The sequence below is a fragment of the Enterococcus sp. HMSC078F03 genome, assembly GCF_001811595.1.
In the GTDB taxonomy this organism is placed as follows: Bacteria; Bacillota; Bacilli; order Lactobacillales; family Enterococcaceae; genus Enterococcus; species Enterococcus faecalis.
Window position 1 is genome coordinate 1 of the sequence record NZ_KV805544.1, and the last position, 17,242, is coordinate 17,242.

Sequence of the window (17,242 nt, forward strand, 5' to 3'; positions counted from 1 at the left end):
TTTTTCATTTACACAAAATATTTTACACTCTCTTTACAGAAATTAAAAATTCTAAACTATAATTATCAATTCATATTCTCTCTTCTAAACATTTGTTATATTATTGTTATAGCATAAGTATTTATAAAATATTAAGTTTAAGGAGTAATAGACCATTGAGCAAATTATATTCCAATCACTCTCATCTATCTAAAGTTTTGAAACATAGCGCACTGCCTATACTGATAACTAAAGAATTCGATTTCTTTAGATGCGTTGAATTCAATCAAAATTTTTATGAAAAAACTGCCAGCGAGCTGTTTCATGGCAATCTAAGAGATAGTAACTCATCAAATAGATATTCGCAATTATTTCCAAATCAAAAATTATCTTATTGGTCGGACACACCAGATACTTCCCGTAAAGAAATTTTAAAACATGGTTCTAGTAAAAATATAGTTACATTCTGGGCTTATGATGATTTGACAAGCACTTTTCCAACATTAGAAAATGAAGAACCTCTAATTATTATTGATGGAATACAATTCGGTTTTGAGGATATTTTAGAAAAATGCGACAATAATATTCCATTATCTAGTGAAGATAATATCTTGATAACCAAAATAAATCATGCAAAACCAGATTGTATAGCGTATAAGTCTATGGTAACTGGAACAACTAATTTCTTATTCTTTGAAAAAGTATTTAAAAAGTTAGCTATTAAAGAAGTCAGACTTAAAATGGGGGAATTAAAAAGCAATGATTCAAATAGAATTATATGTGCGGCTACATCTGACTACTTACCTATTTTAGAAAGTTATGGAGAATGTTTCACCCCTATAGCACAAACTAAAATGAATGAAAATTATCTTAAATCCGCAGAGTACAAATCTCGTTCAAAAATTTATAATCACTAACTCTAATATTATAGACACAAAGGTTTAAAATTCATTAAACCCCGTTAGGAAATCCTAACTGGGTTTATTAAATAATTTTGTACTTTAAAGAAACGTTAAATAACTTAATCACCTCAAATTCATCAAAGTACTCGTTTTAATAGACTTCTCTATAAAATCTTCGCTACTTAACGTATAAATATCTAATCCGTTCCGTAATTGCATACTTGCATAAGTATGTCTTAACGTATGACCTGAAAAACGGACACAATCTCTTATATCAATTTGCTTCTTTATTTCTTGCATAATCTGCCAAATACTTTTTTCATTCAATTTTTTACCTAGATTACTGACAATAAAAGGATTTCCTTCTAACAGCCCAAATTTTCTTTTCTTAATTCGTTGATATTTTATTATTTCTTTTTTGAGAATCGGACTGACAGCGACGGCTCTATCCTTATTATTTTTTGATTTTCTAATAATGATTTGATTATTCATAATGTCTTCATCTCGTATCTCGCAAACTTCGCTAATCCTTAACCCACATTCAATCATCAACATCAATATCACAACATTTCTTTGTGCTATATGTTTGTATGGGTGTTTTTTAGCAACTGTCAGCATTTGTTTAATTTCATAATCATTCAAAGGATAGATTACTTTTCTTTGTTCTTTTAATCTTTCAATATCAACAAACGGATTATAGTCAATATATTTTTCAATTAACATATAGTCAAATAACTTCTTTAATCTGCTAACACTTACATTGATTGTCGATGCTTGCATTTCTTTTTCTTGCATATCTATTATCCAGCTTTTTATCTGTTTCTTTTCAATCTGCGACGGTTCAACATTTATTGATTTGAAAAAATTTGCTGTGTTTCTCAATTTTGATTTATAATTTTTGATTGTTATTTTTGAAAAACCTCTCACTGTAATATCCATACAAAATTCTAAAATAATATCCTCCCAGTTCATGAAAAAAAGTCCCTTCTTATCAAATTTTGATAAAAAAGGACTTCTTGCAAACCAACACATTTTAATGGATTTTCCATTAAAATGCGAGCTTCAATCTTCTAAAGATTCAGCTACCGATTGATTACAAATTAATTTTACATCAAACTTTTCAGTTCAACATCTGGATATTTATCCGCAAACCAGCGTTCCGCAAATTGGTTTTCAAATAAGAACAATGGTTGGTCGAAACGGTCCCGTGCCAAAATGTTTCGGCTAGAGCTCATGCGTTCATCTAAATCTTCTGGATTAATCCAGCGGGCAATTTTAGAACCCATTGGCGTCATTACCACTTCAGCATTGTATTCATTGGACATTCGATATTGGAAAACTTCAAACTGCAATTGACCTACGGCGCCAATGATATATTCTTCTGTTAAATATGTTTTGTATAATTGAATGGCTCCTTCTTGAACCAGTTGGTAAATTCCTTTATGGAAAGATTTTTGTTTCATTACGTTTTTGGCAGTCACTTTCATGAATAATTCAGGGGTAAATGACGGCAACTCTTCGTATTGAACATTCATTTTCCCTTCATACAAAGTATCGCCAATTTGGTAATTTCCTGTGTCATACACGCCGATAATATCGCCTGCAACAGCTTCTGTGACGTTTTCGCGGGCATCCGCCATAAATTGCGTCACGTTACTTAATTTGACTTTTTTGCCTGTTCTACCTAAGGTCACGTCCATGCCTCTTTCAAAAACACCTGAACAAATTCGAACAAAGGCAATTCGATCACGATGGGCTGGGTTCATATTCGCTTGAATTTTAAAGACAAAGCCTGAAAATTCTTTTTCATAAGGACTTACTTCGCCACCCTCTTCTGTTTTATGCGCATGTGGCGCAGGCGCAAATTGTAAGAAGGTTTCTAAAAATGTTTGAACCCCAAAGTTTGTCAAAGCAGAACCGAAGAAGACTGGCGTTTGATCACCACGAGCGATTTTTTCCTCGCTAAATTCATCGCCTGCTTCTACCAATAACTCAACATCTTCCAACACTTGTTGATAAACGCTGTTATTGTGCAATGGTAAATCGCTTGGGATATCGCCATCTTTTAAAGGAATAAAACGCTCCCCGCCATTATTTTCTGGACGATATAATTCCACACGTTCATTATAAATATCGTATAGACCTTCTAGGCCTTTTCCCATACCAATTGGCCAGTTCATTGGATAAGATTCAATATCCAATAGTTCTTCCAATTCTTCTAAAAGTTCCAATGGTTCCCGTCCGTCACGGTCCAATTTGTTAATAAAAGTAAAAATTGGAATACCACGTTTTTTAACAACTTGGAAAAGTTTTTTCGTTTGTGCTTCAATCCCTTTGGCACTGTCAATAACCATCACAGCACTATCCACGGCCATTAAGGTCCGATACGTATCCTCTGAGAAATCCTCATGCCCTGGGGTGTCCAAGATATTAATCCGTTTGTCTTGATAGTCAAATTGCATCACAGAACTCGTTACCGAAATTCCCCGTTGTTTTTCAATTTCCATCCAGTCAGATTTGGCAAAGTTCCCTGTTTTTTTCCCTTTGACTGTTCCAGCTTGGCGGATGGCGCCTCCAAATAATAATAATTGTTCAGTAATCGTTGTTTTCCCAGCATCCGGATGGGAAATAATCGCAAACGTACGGCGACTATCGACTGCTTCTTTTTGATTGATCGTCATAAAAATCTCCTTATCACTTGTGATGTTTATTTATTTATTTTCTTCAGCATAATTTTTGATTAACCTTTGCTAGTATATCATGTCAAGCCTTGAGAATAAAGAGCTGCTGTTGGCTGTTTTTTAAAAGGAAAACCTGTGACATTAGTCAAAACGACTGATGTCACAGGTTATTTTTAACGTCTTGGTTCGTCATCTTCCATTTCTTTACGGAAAAAACGACGATTTTCTTCTGGTTCTTCATCGACAGTTTCTTCATCGTAGAAATGAACGCGTAAGACTAGCAAACGTGTGCCTTCCATTTCTTCAGCAGTTAACTTAATATTGCCCACTTCAAAAGAAGGTTTTTCCCCTTCATCAGGAATGGTTCCTAATGCTGTAATTAAGTAACCTGCCATTGTATCAACATCGCTCATGTGTAAATCTGTTTCAAATACTTCATTAAATTCGTCAATTAACATGCGTCCTTGAACCAAATATTCATTGTCAGCCACTTGTGTATATAAATTTTCTACTTCATCTGTTTCATCGTCAATTTCACCAACGATTTCTTCTAGTAAATCTTCCAGTGTTGCTAAACCGACAACACCGCCATATTCATCTAGTAAAATCGCCATTTGGTTTTGTGTTCGTTTTAACTCATAAAGTAAATCATCAATAAAAATGGTTTCTGGGACAAATAATGGTTCTTGGATAATCGCGCCTAATTCAATGTTTTCAAAGCCTAAATTACGTGCAGCTTTTAGTAACGTTTTGGTATGTAAAATACCAACAATTTTATCTTTGTCTTCACTATAAACAGGAATCCGAGAATAATTTTCTCCTAAAATTAAATTGATGTTTTCTTGGACATCATCTTGGATGTCAACCATGAATGCGTCTGTCCGAGGAACCATTACTTCTCGTGCCACTTTTGTATCTAATGAAAAGACACCTTGTAGCATTTCTAGTTCTTCGTTTTCCAAAACACCTTCTGTTTCAAGCATGTAGCGCATTTCATCTCGTGTCATCTTCGAATCGGCATCATCGAAAGTCATTGGTGTGATTTTGGATAATAAATCGGTCGAAGCCGATAGCAACCAAACGAAGGGACGCGCGATAACTCCTAAAAAGCGGACTGCACCAGAAGTCAATTGAGCGACTTCTTCTGATTTATTCATAGCAATTCGTTTAGGGTATAATTCACCAAATACAATAGAAACGTACGTTAACAATGCTAAGATAATGATACTGGCAAGACTCTTAGCTGCGGCGCCGCCACCTAATACAGGGGCCAAACGACTAGATAAAGTCTCTGCTAATGAAGCACCAGATAGGATATTAACCAAAGTAATCCCTACTTGGATTGTGGATAAAAAGTTATTGGGGTCTTGCAATACCTTAAGCAATTTTTGAGCTTTTGCGTCGCCGTCTTCCGCTTTTTGTTCCACACGATTCTTGTTAACAGATACGACTGCAATTTCCGCCGCTGCCAAAAAGGCATTGATAAACGTCAACACGACTAATAATAGAAGTTGCGCAATTAGCGACTGACTCTCAGGGTCAGCATTATTCATAATGTTCTCTCTCTCCTTAATTGTTGATAATTCCGAGGCTGTACTTTCGTACTCTTTTAACGTTCTTCCTCTTTTTATGGTTAGGCTTAGAAACAGACACAATCAGTATTATGACAGGTTATTTTCTATCCTAATCCATAAAATCATAGCACGAAAGATTAGCGGATTCAATCATTAACCGTTATTTTCTTTCGTATTTGTTTCATTCCCTAAAAGAACAGCATTGGTAACTTTTTCACTACGACCCGCTTTGACCATATCAATAACATAGTAGATAATGGTCCGGCAGATTGCGTAAAATGGGACACCGAGGAAAATACCTAGCAAACCTGCTAAATTTCCTGCTACCAATAAAATTAAAATAATCGTTAATGGATGGATTTTTAGAGATTTTCCGATAACGTTTGGATAAATAATATTTCCGTCCAATTGTTGAACCACTAGCACCACTAAACAACATAAGGCTGCTTTGACGGGTTCATTAAAGATGGTCACTAAGACAGCAGGCGCTAATCCTAGATAAGGTCCTAGATAGGGAATCAAATTCGTAAAGCCGGCAATGACACCAAATAAAAAGGCATAACGAACGCCAAGCAATGAATACCCAATAATCGTAAATGTACCGACAAATAAACATTCAATCGCTTGTCCACTAATATAACTGGATAAGGTTTGGTTCAATTGTCCTAAAAGATCCACGATATCATCTTTTCTTTTTTCAGGTAAAAAACGTTGAATCGCTGGTACTAGCTTGTCTCCATCTTTTAACATATAAAATAAAATAAATGGCGCAGTGACCAAAACAATGGTGGTTGACGCCACCGTTGATACGATTGAACCTAAGCTACTTGATAAACTACTTAAAAATTGTTGGATAATATTGGCATAAGAAATATCCATTTTTTCAATATAGCTTGTTAAATCAATTTGTTTAAAAATAGGTAACTCCGCAATCTCATAAATCCAGGTCTCCACTTGTTTAAAGAAATCTGGCATACTTGATGCTAAACTAGCTAGCTGATCTGCCAACTTAGGGATAATTGTTAATAAGATCAGAACTAATGCGATGATTAGTAATAAAAATACCAGTAAGACGGCATAAATTCGTTTCATTTTCGTCTTCATTAGTAGATTGACCACAGGATTTAGTAAATAATACAAAAAGCCTGCTACTAAGACTGGGGCAAACAACGTTGAAAAGAATGTCCCAATCGGTGCAAATAAGAAATTAATTTTCGAAGCAATAAATAATAGCATGGCTACGACAAGTAATTCAACTGACCAGAAAAATAATTTCGATTCTTTAAATCGATTAATCACAGCGGCTCCTCCTTTATTTTTGTTCAATTGTTGCTGTTTTATTTTATCACACCTTCCCCCCTCAGTCATTGAGAATACTTCATTGCTAGAACTTTTTCGTGGTATAATAAAATAGAAACAGATTCTGAACTTGGGGGTTTTTCTATGCATGTAGCTCAAACAAAAGATACCATGAGTGATCTTTATTTAGATGCTGTCCGGCTTCGTCAACGCGTATTCGTAGCGGAACAAGGGGTACCAGAAGAGATGGAAATCGATGAATATGAAGCACATTGTATTCACTTTGTTTTGTACACGGATCATGTAGCTGTCGCAACTTGTCGCTTGCTTCCACTAGAAAATGGCGTTATGAAATTACAACGAATGGCCGTTGAAAAAGCTTACCGTGGCGCCGACTATGGACGAATGATTATGGAAGCGGCGGAAAATTTTGCCAAAGAACAAGGCTACCACAAGATTACTCTAGGAGCACAAGTCACCGCTGTAGGCTTCTATGAACGTTTAGGTTATCAAAAAACAGGAGCACCTTTTATGGATGCTGGCATTGAACACTACGAAATGAATAAAGAACTATAACACCAATTAAATCGGAAAATTTAGAGCTTGGAGCATTAGCCATTTTGGCTAATGCTCCAAGCTCCTTTTGTGGGCTGTTTACATCGGCTATTTTTTTGATAGCTGTTGATAACGTTGATACCAGATATCTACATATTCGGGCGAGAAGGGGCCTTTTTCGTTATTAATCCAATCCACTAAAGTCTTGACATTTTCTTTTAAAATGAAGTCAATATCTTCTGGATAATCCATTAGTTTGCTATGAAATTCATATTCATCAACGTCTAGTAAACGTTTTTCACCATCTGGAAAAACCTTGATATCTAAATCATAATCAATATACTTCAACGCTTCGTCATCTAAAACATATGGCGAAGCCAGATTGCAGTAATACGAAACCCCCTTTTCTCTAATCATTGCTATTATATTGAACCAATATTTCTTGTGAAAATAAACAATGGCTGGTTCACGAGTCACCCAACGACGTCCGTCGGATTCCGTTACTAACGTGTGATCGTTCACACCAATTAAAGAATACTCGCTCGTTTTTAGTACCATCGTATCACGCCACGTTCGATGTAAATGTCCGTCATGTTTATAACTCTGAATGGTTACAAACTCGCCTTCTTTAGGAATTCCCATAATACCCCAACTTTCCCCAAATAAAGTAAAGCAATGTTACTTTTTGGGTGTTCATACATCGATATCGAAATAATTATATCATATCTTTTGAGTTTGCGTACATTGAGTTCACTTAAAGAAGACGATTTCTGAAAAAATTTAATTCAGATGACCAATTAGTTCAAATTCAGTAAATATTTTCAGCTTAATTACTGTATTTTTTCAAAGACTGATACTGCGCTCTCTCTTAAAACCTGATTTAATTCGTCAACATTTGTTTTACCAGTTGTTTCAAGCCACGCAACGGCTGCTTCTGAACCTTGTTGAACAAATGGAAGCACGCCGTCTGCCCAAGTTGCGCGACCACATAAGACTCCATTAAACGAGGAACCTGCTTTTTTTGCAAATTTCAATGTTTCCTGAAACATCGTAGCACTAACCCCTGCACTCAAGAAAATAAATGGAAGTTGTGTTGCTTCACTTTGCATGTTGAAAAAAGCCTGCGCTTCATCTTGGCTATAAAGACTTTCAGTGCCAAAACCTTCTACAAAATTCATATTCACAGGGACTTCTACTTTTAAAACATCAACATTATAGCGATCCTTTGAAAATTCTTTCATCGCTTCAATTACTTTGTGCGGTTTTACTTTAGCGTATTCTTTTGAAGCACTATCCGAATTGTTTGCATCATAAGAGACAATTTCTAAAAAGAATGGAATTTCTTCGGCTAAACACTCTGAACCAATCCGTTCTATATAAGCTTTCTTTCGTTCATTGATTGCTTCACTTTCGTCAACATCGTAATAAAGTAAAAATTTACACGCGTCTGCGCCCGCTTCTTTTAAACGCTTAACCGACCAAACATCAAGACTATCGGGTAACCGTCCTGGTGTCGAAGCATCGTAGCCCGTTTTTTCATACGCAAGTAACAAACCTGAAGTCTGTGCTCGATTTTCAGCAGCAGCTAGGCCATATTCTGGATCCAACAAAATTGCTGAAGTCTCTGGTGTTAAGCAACGAGATACTAATACTTTAAAGTCACTGATTTCTTGCGCAGTCACCTCTTTGTATTTTCCCATCATGCGTTTTAAGGCCCCACGTTGATCAATGGCTAGTGCTCCAATAATCCCTTGATCATCTACCAGATTTTCTAAATGTTTACGTTTTTGTTCACTAATTTTTTTCATTCTGTTCCCTCTCCTAATTGATTATTTAGTAACGTAGCAATTTCAGCTGGCGAACTTGCTTGTTTCAGTCCAGAAGTAACTTCTTCTCTTAATAGGAGGCGCGCAACGGAAGAGAGTAATTTCAAATGTGTCGTGCCAGCTTCGGCATCTGGAATAAACAGCGCAATCACAAACTCCGTTAATTGGTTGTCAAGGCTCTGCCACTCAACACCTTGGTCCAAGGTAACGATGATAATGGCCGCTTGTTGAATCGTTGCTGCTTTTGCATGAGGTATCGCAAATCCATTCATCATCCCCGTTGTTCCTTCTTGTTCTCGCTCGTTCAGTTTATCGAAAACTTCCTGTGCGTCCTGAGCAACTTCCAATTCTGTTGATTTTTTTGCTAAAAAGTGAAAAACATCCTCTTGCGTTTGTAACTGTTGATTTAAAAAAATATGATTTTCTTTAATAAAAGCCATTCCATCCACTCCTAATTCCTGTTATTTCATTTTTTTGATAACGATTGCTCTTGTTTGGCGATTCTACTTTTTTGTACAAAACCTAGCAATAAACCACCTACCAATGAACCAGCTAAAATTGCCAGAACCCATTGAACAGCGTGAGTAACAACTGGTAAAACAAGAAATCCTCCATGAGGTGCTGGCACTTGTACCCCAAACATATACGTTAAGACTGCCGCAATTGAAGATCCGAGCATCATAATTGGTAAAACCTTCAATGGGTCTTTTGCCGCAAACGGAATAGCGCCTTCTGTAATATGTGTGGAGCCTAAAATAAAGTTCACTAGGCCCGCATTGCGTTCATTTGTGTCAAAGTATTTTCCAAAGAATAATGTAGCAAAGCCTGTAATTAAAGGTGGCGCTATGCAGGCAGCAGAAACTCCTGCCATAAAAGAAGTATTTCCTTGAGCTAAGAGTGCCGTTCCAGTAACATAGGCCGCTTTATTAACTGGACCTCCCATATCAAAGGCACACATACAACCCACAATAATTCCTAAAACCAACGGACTGGAATTTTGGAAACTAGCTAAAAAGCTCATCATTCCTTCGTTAACAGCTTTCATCGGATCTGCTAGTAAAGACATAGTGATACCAATAACTGCAACGCCAATGACTGGATAAAGGAAAATTGCTTTTAAACCATCTAATGATTTAGGCAAACCTTTAAATACTCTTTGTAATAAAAGAATGAAATACCCAGCAAGGAAACCAGATAATATCCCTCCTAAAAAGCCAGTACCACCAGTGTTAGCAATCAAACCACCGACAAAGCCCACAACCAAACCAGGTCGTTTCGCAATCCCCTCTGCGATATACGCAGATAAGATTGGCACCATCATTCCCATTGAGGCATCACCAATACTTTTTAACATAGCAGCGGTAGCATTATACTGACTACTTTCTGGATCAAATGAATAAATACCCCAAATAGCAAAAGAAAGAGCAATTAAAATGCCGCCTGCTACTACAAACGGCAACATGTGAGAAACGCCATTCATTAAGTTTTTATAAATACTATGTCCAACATTTCCTGAAGAAATTTGTGTCTCCTGTTCAAGTTCGTCCACTGCTTGGTTTTCGGCCGCAATCGATCCTTTTCCTGCGAGCGCTTCTTCAATTAAGCGATCTGCTTCTTTAATGCCAACGCTGACAGGGACATCAATAATTCGTTTCCCAGCAAAACGTTCTGCTTGAACGTCTTTGTCGGCGGCAATAATGATTGCCTCCGCTCCTTGGATTTCTGCAGGTGTTAACTCGTTTTCTATACCAATCTGACCATGTGTTTCAACCTTAATCGTAATACCTTTACGTTTCGCAGCTTGTTCCAATGCCTCCTGTGCCATATACGTGTGCGCTATTCCCGTCGGACAACCTGTAGCAGCTATTAATTGATACGTAGCCATCTGTTTATTCCTCCTCTTGAATCTTTATTTGTTGCTCTAACTCCTGAACATCTGAAAAATCTGTCAATCCTTTGCGAAATGCTGTTGAACTACCTGCTGCAATACTTCTTTTTAAATTTTTTTCCAATGAAAGTCCTTGATGCCAGCCAGCTAAAAAGGTACCTAACATTGCATCCCCTGAACAAGCTGTATTCACAACCATTCCAGTTGGTGAATTGCCTGAAAGAACCTTTTCATTATTCATAAATAAAGCCCCTTCACTACCTAAAGAAAGTAAAATATTTTTGGCTCCCCGCTTCAGTAATTCTTGTCCGTAAAAAATGTAATCGTCCTTAGTCTGCACTTCTGTATGAAACCACTCTTGAAGTTCTTCTTCATTTGGTTTCAATAAAAATGGTTGATAAGGCAAACAATCTAAAATTTCTTCATAACTACTGTCTAAAATTAAGAACACCTGCTTTTCAAAACAAATTCGGCTAATTTCAATCAAAATACTTGGCGAAACCCCTTGTGGTAAACTTCCTGATACGCACAAATAATCCCCTTTACGTAACTCTGAAATTTTTTTCAAAAAACGTTGTACATGTTCTTCAGATAATTTTGGTCCCTTATTGACTAATTTGTATTCCTTTTGATCTTGGGTAACTTTTGTAAACACATTGATTCTCGTTGTGCCAGCGACTTCGATAAAATCAGTGGTTATCTCTTTTTCTTTTAAATAATCCTCGACATAGTTCCCAGTGAAACCAGCTTTGACTCCCAAAGCGGTATTATCAATCCCTAACATCTTTAAAATTAGGGAAACATTGACTCCTTTCCCGTTTGCTTGAATATCATCTTCCTTCGTGCGATTCACGACAAAAGGAACTAGCTCTTCTGTTTCGATAAATAAATCAATGGCTAAATTTAATGTACATGTATAAATAGTCACTGTAGTTCCTCCTTTCTCCTCTTTATTATGTCTCAAAATACCATGTAAAGGTTTTCATTCTTTCGCAAAAATATAGAAAACATTTACAATTTCATAATTTCTCTAGCTTTTTTATTTTTTTTCATTAAAAATAGGCTTATAAATGTTTTTTAGTGAAAGAAAGAAGGGCTGGCCATTATGGAACAAAAATTGAGTGAGTCGGAGCAATATCTCTGGCATTTTATCGAAACACATATTTTAGAAATCCCTGATTATTCCATTGTAAAATTAAGCGAACGAGCCAACGTATCAACTGCGACGATTGTAAGAACCATGAAAAAGAAAGGCTATGAAGGTTTCACATCCTTCAAGCATCACTTGAAAGATAAAGAAAACCAAAATATAAATTTTTCAGCATTAGAAAAAGTAGACCGAGGAATTCGGACGGCCATTTTAAAGAATGAAGAAGAAGTAACTCGCACGATTAACATGATTGAAATTGGTAATATCGAAGATGCGATCCAAAAAATCAAGGCTTCTCGACGGATTATTATCTTTGCTAGAGGTTTTTCAGAATTAATTGCTCAGGAAATGATGGTTAAGTTTCAATTGGCTGGCAAATACTGTGAACTGCATACGGACCCAGAAATTATTAAAAATATTAGTAAAAAGTTATCAAAAAAAGATGTGGCTCTTTTTGTTTCTTTAAACGGAGAAACTCAAGAATTAGTTGTCGCTGGTAAAAACTGTTACGACTCAGAAATTGGGACTATCCTTTTAACTGCAAGCAAACACTCTAGTTTAATGAAATATATTGAAATTCCGTTCGTGGGCTTCAAATCAGAAGGCTCCTTTTTCCCCGATTATGAAGTGCGTTCACGGTTACCACTATCCATTCTGGCAAGAATTTTATTGGATGCCTATGCTCTAAGAACGACAACTTAGGCTTTCTTAAATAATAAAAAACAAGCATTCCTTCACTTAAAATAAAGGAATGCTTGTTTTTATTTTGCAACAAAACGTGCTTCTACTCGATAAATTCGTTGACCACGACTAGAAAATTTTTCTTCGTATTCTGTCATAATGTTGCCTTCAAACTCGCTATTATGCAAATCTAGCCATACACGTTCAATAATCATGCCATATTTAGAAAAGCTACTTAATGAGTATTCGAAGAGCCCTTGATTATCCGTTTTAAAATGAATTTCTCCATTTGGTTTTAAAATAATTTCATCTGTCGCTAAAAAGTTTTTATACGTTAAACGACGTTTTTCATGTTTTTTCTTTGGCCAAGGATCTGAAAAATTTAAATAGATTAAATCTACTTCATTTTCAGCAAAATATTCTGTTAATGCTTCGCCGTCTACTCGCAATAACTGTAGATTAGGTAACGGCTCGGCCACTAGCTTATCTAATGCAATCGATAAAATACTTAATTGCATATCGATACCAATATAATTAATTTCAGGATGTGTTTTAGCCATTTCATAAATAAAACGACCTTTACCTGAACCAATTTCAATGTGGATGGGATGATTATTGCCAAAACGTTCTTGCCATTTCCCTTGCCATTTTTCAGGGCCTTCTACCACATATTGTGGATATTTTGCCATATATTCTGTTGCTCCGGGTCTATTTCTTACACGCATATTTAAAATTCCTTTCTTTTAAAAACAGACTGGTGAAATTCGCCAGCCTGTGTGGATGTTAAATGAATTAGTTTAACTACTAAACATTCGTTTTAATTGTAAAATTTCTGCAGTCATTGCTCTTCTTTCGCCCTCTTGGTGATGACGAACAATCTCTTGTAAAAAGCTAAATAAACCATACCAATAAATTCGTTGAACCGTACTTTCATTCGGGATTAAACCATAAGATAGTAACCATTGATTCCAACCGGAACGAGGGACATAATGACTCAAAATCATTCCTAAATCTACCGCTGGGTCCGCGACCATCACAGAATCCCAATCTACTAAATAGAGATAATTATTCGAGACTAACCAATTCCGATGATTCACATCGCCGTGAACAGCTACATAACTAGTTTCTGGATATTCTGGTAAATGATTATATAAATAAGTGATTACTTCTTTTAAATAACTGTTTCGTTTTAATTCTTTAGGTAGTTGACGCTTATACTCTTTCAACATTGTTAGCGGGGTACAAACTTCGCCACCAATTTTTTTCAACATGTCTTTCAGCAAATTGGAATGATGCAATTGGTATAACACGTCAATCACGTCATTGCGTTTGCCAATTTCGTCCGCATGTAATAAACGTCCTTCCAGCCATTCTTGGGCTGTTAGTACGTCGCCATTCGCTGTCCGCTTTGTCCAAATCATCTTCGGGGCTAACCCTTCTTTAGACAATGCTGCAAGAAGTGGAGAAGTGTTTCGTTTAATGAACACTTTCTCTGTTTCTTTTATTCCCATGTATGTTTGACCAGTTGCGCCCTTTATCGGCTGCAGACGCCAGTCTTTATCCAACTGAAATTCCATGGAAATTATCTCCTATCTCAACACAATTTTATTGCAATTTTTACAGCAATTACCATTTTAGTCGCCAAACCTTGCTTCGTCAAGCTTCTATGTGGTTCTTTTGTAAATTTTGCTGGGTTTTCTCATCTTTATAACTTATTCAAGCGCATTGGAACATACATTTTAGTGAAAATCACAACTTCTACAATTAAGGCACCCAGAATGATCAAGCTATTTTGCAAACTGCCTAAACGAAGGCAGACAATCCCACCAAAAATAATGGCCGCAACAGATAATGCGCCGCTAATTAACCGGCGAATCGCTGCTTGTTTTTTTTCTATTGAAATTGGATATAACTGTGTCATCACCATATAATCAAATTGCGTGTACATGGGAATCAACTGGAACCCGATTAAATAGACAAACAATAAAGCAACTACCAACGCAATCCAGAATTCTTGTAAAAAGAAGAGTAGCACGCCACCAACCAAAATCAAACGAAACAATAAGCCGCTATATTCGCTACCTCGTAAAAAGCTCCGAATGAATAAGTAAGCATACGTGTTCTCAGATGTTTTTTTGACTACTCCGAGGAGAGGATCTAAGTATTTACGGCGTTTCACTGTACTACTCACTTCAGGAATATCTGTAAACAGCTGAATGAATTTATAAATTCTATGCATTCTGTTTTGTTCTTTTTGGATCATTTTTTCCCAATCCAAGAAACTCTTTTTCATCTTATTTTGCCAAATACTCGATAAACAAACGGCCAGAATGATGCCACCAATCACACCAACCCAAGGCGTCCAGTAAATAGCTCCCGTCATAATCAAGAGACTACTGATCAACCAAACAAACCACCAACTACGGTAAGTGGTTGACGAAAGATGATAGAGCCCATAGCTTTGTAAACTAAGATGTGTATAAATCATACAAACTAGCATGACCAAAAATAAAAAGAAGGTTTGAAACGACCAACCTGTTGTGACTACAATCAACGGCATCAATAGGCCACTTCCTAGAAAGCTGACCACAATCGGTAAAAGTAAAGAGTAGCGCAGCGCTCGTTTCAGATAAGCAGCGAATTGTTTTTCTTTTGGTAATAAAAAAACCTTGTCGGGCTCTTCTGTCAGAGTAGCCAACTTACCAACTTGAATGAGTAGCAGCCAGCCCAATAGAATTAACGGTCTGCCCCAAACAAAATCACGAGGTAATTCTTTTAACAACTGGGAATAGTACAGACCTAATCCGCCTAATAAAAACATACAGACTAAAACAAAATGATCATTTAAAATATAGCGCAAGTACTTGGACATTTTTTTGAAATGCCGTGACAAACGTTGACTAAAAAATTCGCCCATGTTACCCCACCTTTTCTTCCTTCGTCAAGGCAAGATAAATATCATCTAAAGAAGACTCTGGTAAATTAAATTCTGCACGTAATTCAGCCATTGTACCGTTTGCCCGTAATTTCCCTTCGTGTAGCACCACAAAACGATCACAATATTTTTCAGCTGTTGCTAAAATATGCGTGGACATTAAAATCGCTGCCCCTTGCTTACGCATCGTATCCATTAATTCTAATAAAGCATGAATTGCTAAAGGATCTAAGCCTAGAAAAGGTTCATCAATAATATATAAACTCGGTTCAATTAAGAATGCACAAAGTACCATAACTTTTTGTTTCATGCCTTTTGAAAAATTAGCAGGAAACCATTCCAATTTATTGTCTAAACGGAACGTTTTTAGTAATGGTTCTGCTCGTTTGAACGCTTCTTCTAATGGAATATCATAAGCCAAGGCCGTTACTTCGATATGCTCTTTCAATGTTAATTCTTCATATAAAGAAGGTGTTTCCGGAATATACCCGATTTTTTTACGATATTCTTCAGGTGCTTGTTGCAATGTTTCCCCGTCAATCATAATTTTGCCTTTTTGCGGCGTAAGTAACCCAATAATATTTTTGATGGTGGTACTTTTCCCCGCACCATTCAAGCCAATTAAACCAACCATTTCACCAGACTTGACGTCAAAATTAATATCTTTTAAGACAGGAATATGGCCGTAACCTCCTGTTAAATGTTCAATTGTTAAGCTCATTTCTTTTGCCTCCAACCTTTTCTCTACCATTATTAAACCCTAAGCGAACCAAGAATTCAAAAATTACTCCCTTAATTAAATGGATTTTTTTCTTTCTCTTATTATACACGAAATGAAACGAACTTTTTAGCGAACTCACGTACTTTTTCATCCACAGAGAAATCAACTTGTGGTAAAGTAAAGGAAAGAACCTAGAGAAAAGAGGAATTTTTCATGAATGATTGTATTTTTTGTAAAATTATCAACGGCGAAATCCCAAGTTATAAAGTCTATGAAGACGAGAAAGTCTACGCGTTTTTAGACATTACACAAGTGACCAAAGGGCATACCTTAATGATTCCAAAACAACACGTTGCTGATATTTTTGAATATAATGACGTTTTAGCAAGCGACGTCTTTGCTCGTATTCCTAAAGTAGCACGAGCATTAGAAAAAGCTTTTCCAGAAATGGAAGGATTAAACATTTTAAATAACAATAAGGAAGTGGCTTATCAATCCGTTTTCCATTCCCACGTTCATTTGATTCCCCGTTATTCAAAAGAAGATGATTTCTCTATTCATTTTGGCAACCATCAAGAGGACTATTCCGCCGAAGCGATGCAAGAAATTGCTGAGACCATTGCAAAGCAGGTGAACTAAATGAAAAAATTTATTAAAGGTCTCTTTTTTGGTGCAGCTGCTGGTACCATTGGCGGCTTGTTGGCTGCTCCAAGAAGCGGGAAAGAAACACGCCAACATTTAATCAATGAGCTAGAGGACTATCGTTCACTGAAAAATCAAGTCACGAATGACTGGGATCAGGTGCAACGAAATTTGGCAGTTGTCGAAGAAAACGTTCCACTGGCAACTGAATTTTCAAAAGACCTGCAACAAGAAATCACTGATTTCAAATTCCAAGCGGAACCTCGGATTGCTCAAATTAAAGAACAAATTGCTAAAATCACGGCTGAATTACCTGACACACAAACCAACAAGCAAAAGTAAAGTCTTTTATGTTAATTATTTCTTTTGTTATTAAAAACGCGAATTGTAAAATTAAGTTAGAAAAATA

Annotated in this window: 18 protein-coding genes; 5 read left to right on the forward strand and 13 right to left on the reverse strand. The window is 36.3% G+C overall.

Annotated features, from left to right (window positions below; genetic code table 11):
- The first annotated feature begins 155 nt into the window (after positions 1–155).
- The gene (locus tag HMPREF2810_RS03540; protein ID WP_002388530.1) at positions 156–896 is read left to right on the forward strand and encodes a hypothetical protein; all 741 of its coding nucleotides are present in this window, start codon (positions 156–158) and stop codon (positions 894–896) included.
- A gap of 108 nt (positions 897–1,004) precedes the next feature.
- Here the strand turns inward: HMPREF2810_RS03540 and HMPREF2810_RS03545 are convergent, their stop codons facing one another.
- The 4 genes from HMPREF2810_RS03545 to HMPREF2810_RS03560 all read right to left on the reverse strand — a co-directional run bounded on the left by HMPREF2810_RS03545 (position 1,005) and on the right by HMPREF2810_RS03560 (position 6,504).
- A complete protein-coding gene (locus HMPREF2810_RS03545) occupies positions 1,005–1,913 on the reverse strand; it encodes a tyrosine-type recombinase/integrase (protein ID WP_002384915.1) in 909 nt (302 codons plus the stop codon).
- Positions 1,914–1,987: 74 nt separating this feature from the next.
- Entirely contained in the window at positions 1,988–3,562 is a 1,575-nt protein-coding gene (locus HMPREF2810_RS03550; protein ID WP_002355543.1) for a peptide chain release factor 3, read from the reverse strand.
- Positions 3,563–3,735: 173 nt separating this feature from the next.
- Positions 3,736–5,115 carry a hemolysin family protein gene (locus tag HMPREF2810_RS03555; RefSeq protein ID WP_002363168.1) on the reverse strand — a complete coding sequence of 460 codons (1,380 nt, stop codon included), beginning with the start codon at positions 5,113–5,115 and terminating at the stop codon, positions 3,736–3,738.
- A gap of 174 nt (positions 5,116–5,289) precedes the next feature.
- Positions 5,290–6,504: an AI-2E family transporter gene (locus HMPREF2810_RS03560; protein WP_002384914.1), complete on the reverse strand. Its 1,215-nt coding sequence runs from the start codon at positions 6,502–6,504 to the stop codon at positions 5,290–5,292.
- 75 nt (positions 6,505–6,579) lie between these two features.
- On the opposite strand from HMPREF2810_RS03560, the gene HMPREF2810_RS03565 reads away from it, so the two are divergent.
- The gene (locus tag HMPREF2810_RS03565; protein ID WP_002384912.1) at positions 6,580–7,011 is read left to right on the forward strand and encodes a GNAT family N-acetyltransferase; all 432 of its coding nucleotides are present in this window, start codon (positions 6,580–6,582) and stop codon (positions 7,009–7,011) included.
- A gap of 87 nt (positions 7,012–7,098) precedes the next feature.
- Here HMPREF2810_RS03565 and bph read toward each other — a convergent pair whose 3' ends face one another.
- The 5 genes from bph to pfkB all read right to left on the reverse strand — a co-directional run bounded on the left by bph (position 7,099) and on the right by pfkB (position 11,632).
- The gene (bph, locus tag HMPREF2810_RS03570) at positions 7,099–7,632 is read right to left on the reverse strand and encodes a biofilm phosphatase Bph (RefSeq protein WP_002355538.1); all 534 of its coding nucleotides are present in this window, start codon (positions 7,630–7,632) and stop codon (positions 7,099–7,101) included.
- Between the two features lie 188 nt (positions 7,633–7,820).
- On the reverse strand, positions 7,821–8,798 hold the full coding sequence (gene lacD / locus HMPREF2810_RS03575) for a tagatose-bisphosphate aldolase (protein ID WP_002358681.1): 978 nt from the start codon (positions 8,796–8,798) through the stop codon (positions 7,821–7,823).
- Positions 8,795–9,256 carry a PTS sugar transporter subunit IIA gene (locus HMPREF2810_RS03580; protein ID WP_002358680.1) on the reverse strand — a complete coding sequence of 154 codons (462 nt, stop codon included), beginning with the start codon at positions 9,254–9,256 and terminating at the stop codon, positions 8,795–8,797. The genes lacD and HMPREF2810_RS03580 overlap by 4 nt, the downstream gene beginning before the upstream one ends.
- Positions 9,257–9,282: 26 nt before the next feature.
- Positions 9,283–10,701 (reverse strand): PTS fructose transporter subunit IIC, encoded by a 1,419-nt coding sequence (locus tag HMPREF2810_RS03585; protein ID WP_002403514.1) that lies wholly within the window; start codon positions 10,699–10,701, stop codon positions 9,283–9,285.
- A 4-nt stretch (positions 10,702–10,705) separates the two neighbouring features.
- Positions 10,706–11,632 carry a 1-phosphofructokinase gene (gene pfkB, locus HMPREF2810_RS03590; protein WP_002355534.1) on the reverse strand — a complete coding sequence of 309 codons (927 nt, stop codon included), beginning with the start codon at positions 11,630–11,632 and terminating at the stop codon, positions 10,706–10,708.
- A 177-nt stretch (positions 11,633–11,809) separates the two neighbouring features.
- On the opposite strand from pfkB, the gene HMPREF2810_RS03595 reads away from it, so the two are divergent.
- Entirely contained in the window at positions 11,810–12,556 is a 747-nt protein-coding gene (locus HMPREF2810_RS03595; protein WP_002363162.1) for a MurR/RpiR family transcriptional regulator, read from the forward strand.
- Between the two features lie 59 nt (positions 12,557–12,615).
- Here the strand turns inward: HMPREF2810_RS03595 and trmB are convergent, their stop codons facing one another.
- From trmB to HMPREF2810_RS03615, 4 genes are all read right to left on the reverse strand, one after another.
- Positions 12,616–13,260, reverse strand: a complete 645-nt coding sequence (trmB, locus tag HMPREF2810_RS03600; protein ID WP_002403515.1) for a tRNA (guanosine(46)-N7)-methyltransferase TrmB — start codon at positions 13,258–13,260, stop codon at positions 12,616–12,618.
- A gap of 72 nt (positions 13,261–13,332) precedes the next feature.
- Positions 13,333–14,112 (reverse strand): phosphotransferase family protein, encoded by a 780-nt coding sequence (locus HMPREF2810_RS03605; RefSeq protein ID WP_002355531.1) that lies wholly within the window; start codon positions 14,110–14,112, stop codon positions 13,333–13,335.
- A 128-nt stretch (positions 14,113–14,240) separates the two neighbouring features.
- Positions 14,241–15,452, reverse strand: a complete 1,212-nt coding sequence (locus HMPREF2810_RS03610) for an ABC transporter permease (protein ID WP_002370786.1) — start codon at positions 15,450–15,452, stop codon at positions 14,241–14,243.
- A gap of 1 nt (position 15,453) precedes the next feature.
- The gene (locus tag HMPREF2810_RS03615) at positions 15,454–16,191 is read right to left on the reverse strand and encodes an ABC transporter ATP-binding protein (RefSeq protein WP_002363160.1); all 738 of its coding nucleotides are present in this window, start codon (positions 16,189–16,191) and stop codon (positions 15,454–15,456) included.
- 213 nt (positions 16,192–16,404) lie between these two features.
- Here HMPREF2810_RS03615 and HMPREF2810_RS03620 point away from each other — a divergent pair, with 213 nt between their 5' ends.
- Together HMPREF2810_RS03620 and HMPREF2810_RS03625 are read left to right on the forward strand one after the other, a co-directional pair.
- Positions 16,405–16,830 (forward strand): HIT family protein, encoded by a 426-nt coding sequence (locus tag HMPREF2810_RS03620; RefSeq protein WP_002355527.1) that lies wholly within the window; start codon positions 16,405–16,407, stop codon positions 16,828–16,830.
- Positions 16,831–17,175: a YtxH domain-containing protein gene (locus HMPREF2810_RS03625; RefSeq protein WP_002355526.1), complete on the forward strand. Its 345-nt coding sequence runs from the start codon at positions 16,831–16,833 to the stop codon at positions 17,173–17,175.
- The last annotated feature ends 67 nt before the right edge of the window (positions 17,176–17,242 follow it).

Coding starts and splice junctions, on each gene's coding strand:
- HMPREF2810_RS03580 (WP_002358680.1), bottom strand. CDS start 9,256: ATGGCTTTTATTAAAGAAAATCATATTTTTTTAAATCAACAGTTACAA.
- bph (WP_002355538.1), bottom strand. CDS start 7,632: ATGGGAATTCCTAAAGAAGGCGAGTTTGTAACCATTCAGAGTTATAAA.
- HMPREF2810_RS03620 (WP_002355527.1), top strand. CDS start 16,405: ATGAATGATTGTATTTTTTGTAAAATTATCAACGGCGAAATCCCAAGT.
- HMPREF2810_RS03605 (WP_002355531.1), bottom strand. CDS start 14,112: ATGGAATTTCAGTTGGATAAAGACTGGCGTCTGCAGCCGATAAAGGGC.
- trmB (WP_002403515.1), bottom strand. CDS start 13,260: ATGCGTGTAAGAAATAGACCCGGAGCAACAGAATATATGGCAAAATAT.
- HMPREF2810_RS03545 (WP_002384915.1), bottom strand. CDS start 1,913: ATGTGTTGGTTTGCAAGAAGTCCTTTTTTATCAAAATTTGATAAGAAG.
- HMPREF2810_RS03625 (WP_002355526.1), top strand. CDS start 16,831: ATGAAAAAATTTATTAAAGGTCTCTTTTTTGGTGCAGCTGCTGGTACC.
- HMPREF2810_RS03565 (WP_002384912.1), top strand. CDS start 6,580: ATGCATGTAGCTCAAACAAAAGATACCATGAGTGATCTTTATTTAGAT.
- HMPREF2810_RS03550 (WP_002355543.1), bottom strand. CDS start 3,562: ATGACGATCAATCAAAAAGAAGCAGTCGATAGTCGCCGTACGTTTGCG.
- HMPREF2810_RS03610 (WP_002370786.1), bottom strand. CDS start 15,452: ATGGGCGAATTTTTTAGTCAACGTTTGTCACGGCATTTCAAAAAAATG.
- HMPREF2810_RS03615 (WP_002363160.1), bottom strand. CDS start 16,191: ATGAGCTTAACAATTGAACATTTAACAGGAGGTTACGGCCATATTCCT.
- HMPREF2810_RS03595 (WP_002363162.1), top strand. CDS start 11,810: ATGGAACAAAAATTGAGTGAGTCGGAGCAATATCTCTGGCATTTTATC.
- HMPREF2810_RS03560 (WP_002384914.1), bottom strand. CDS start 6,504: ATGACTGAGGGGGGAAGGTGTGATAAAATAAAACAGCAACAATTGAAC.
- HMPREF2810_RS03555 (WP_002363168.1), bottom strand. CDS start 5,115: ATGAATAATGCTGACCCTGAGAGTCAGTCGCTAATTGCGCAACTTCTA.
- lacD (WP_002358681.1), bottom strand. CDS start 8,798: ATGAAAAAAATTAGTGAACAAAAACGTAAACATTTAGAAAATCTGGTA.
- HMPREF2810_RS03585 (WP_002403514.1), bottom strand. CDS start 10,701: ATGGCTACGTATCAATTAATAGCTGCTACAGGTTGTCCGACGGGAATA.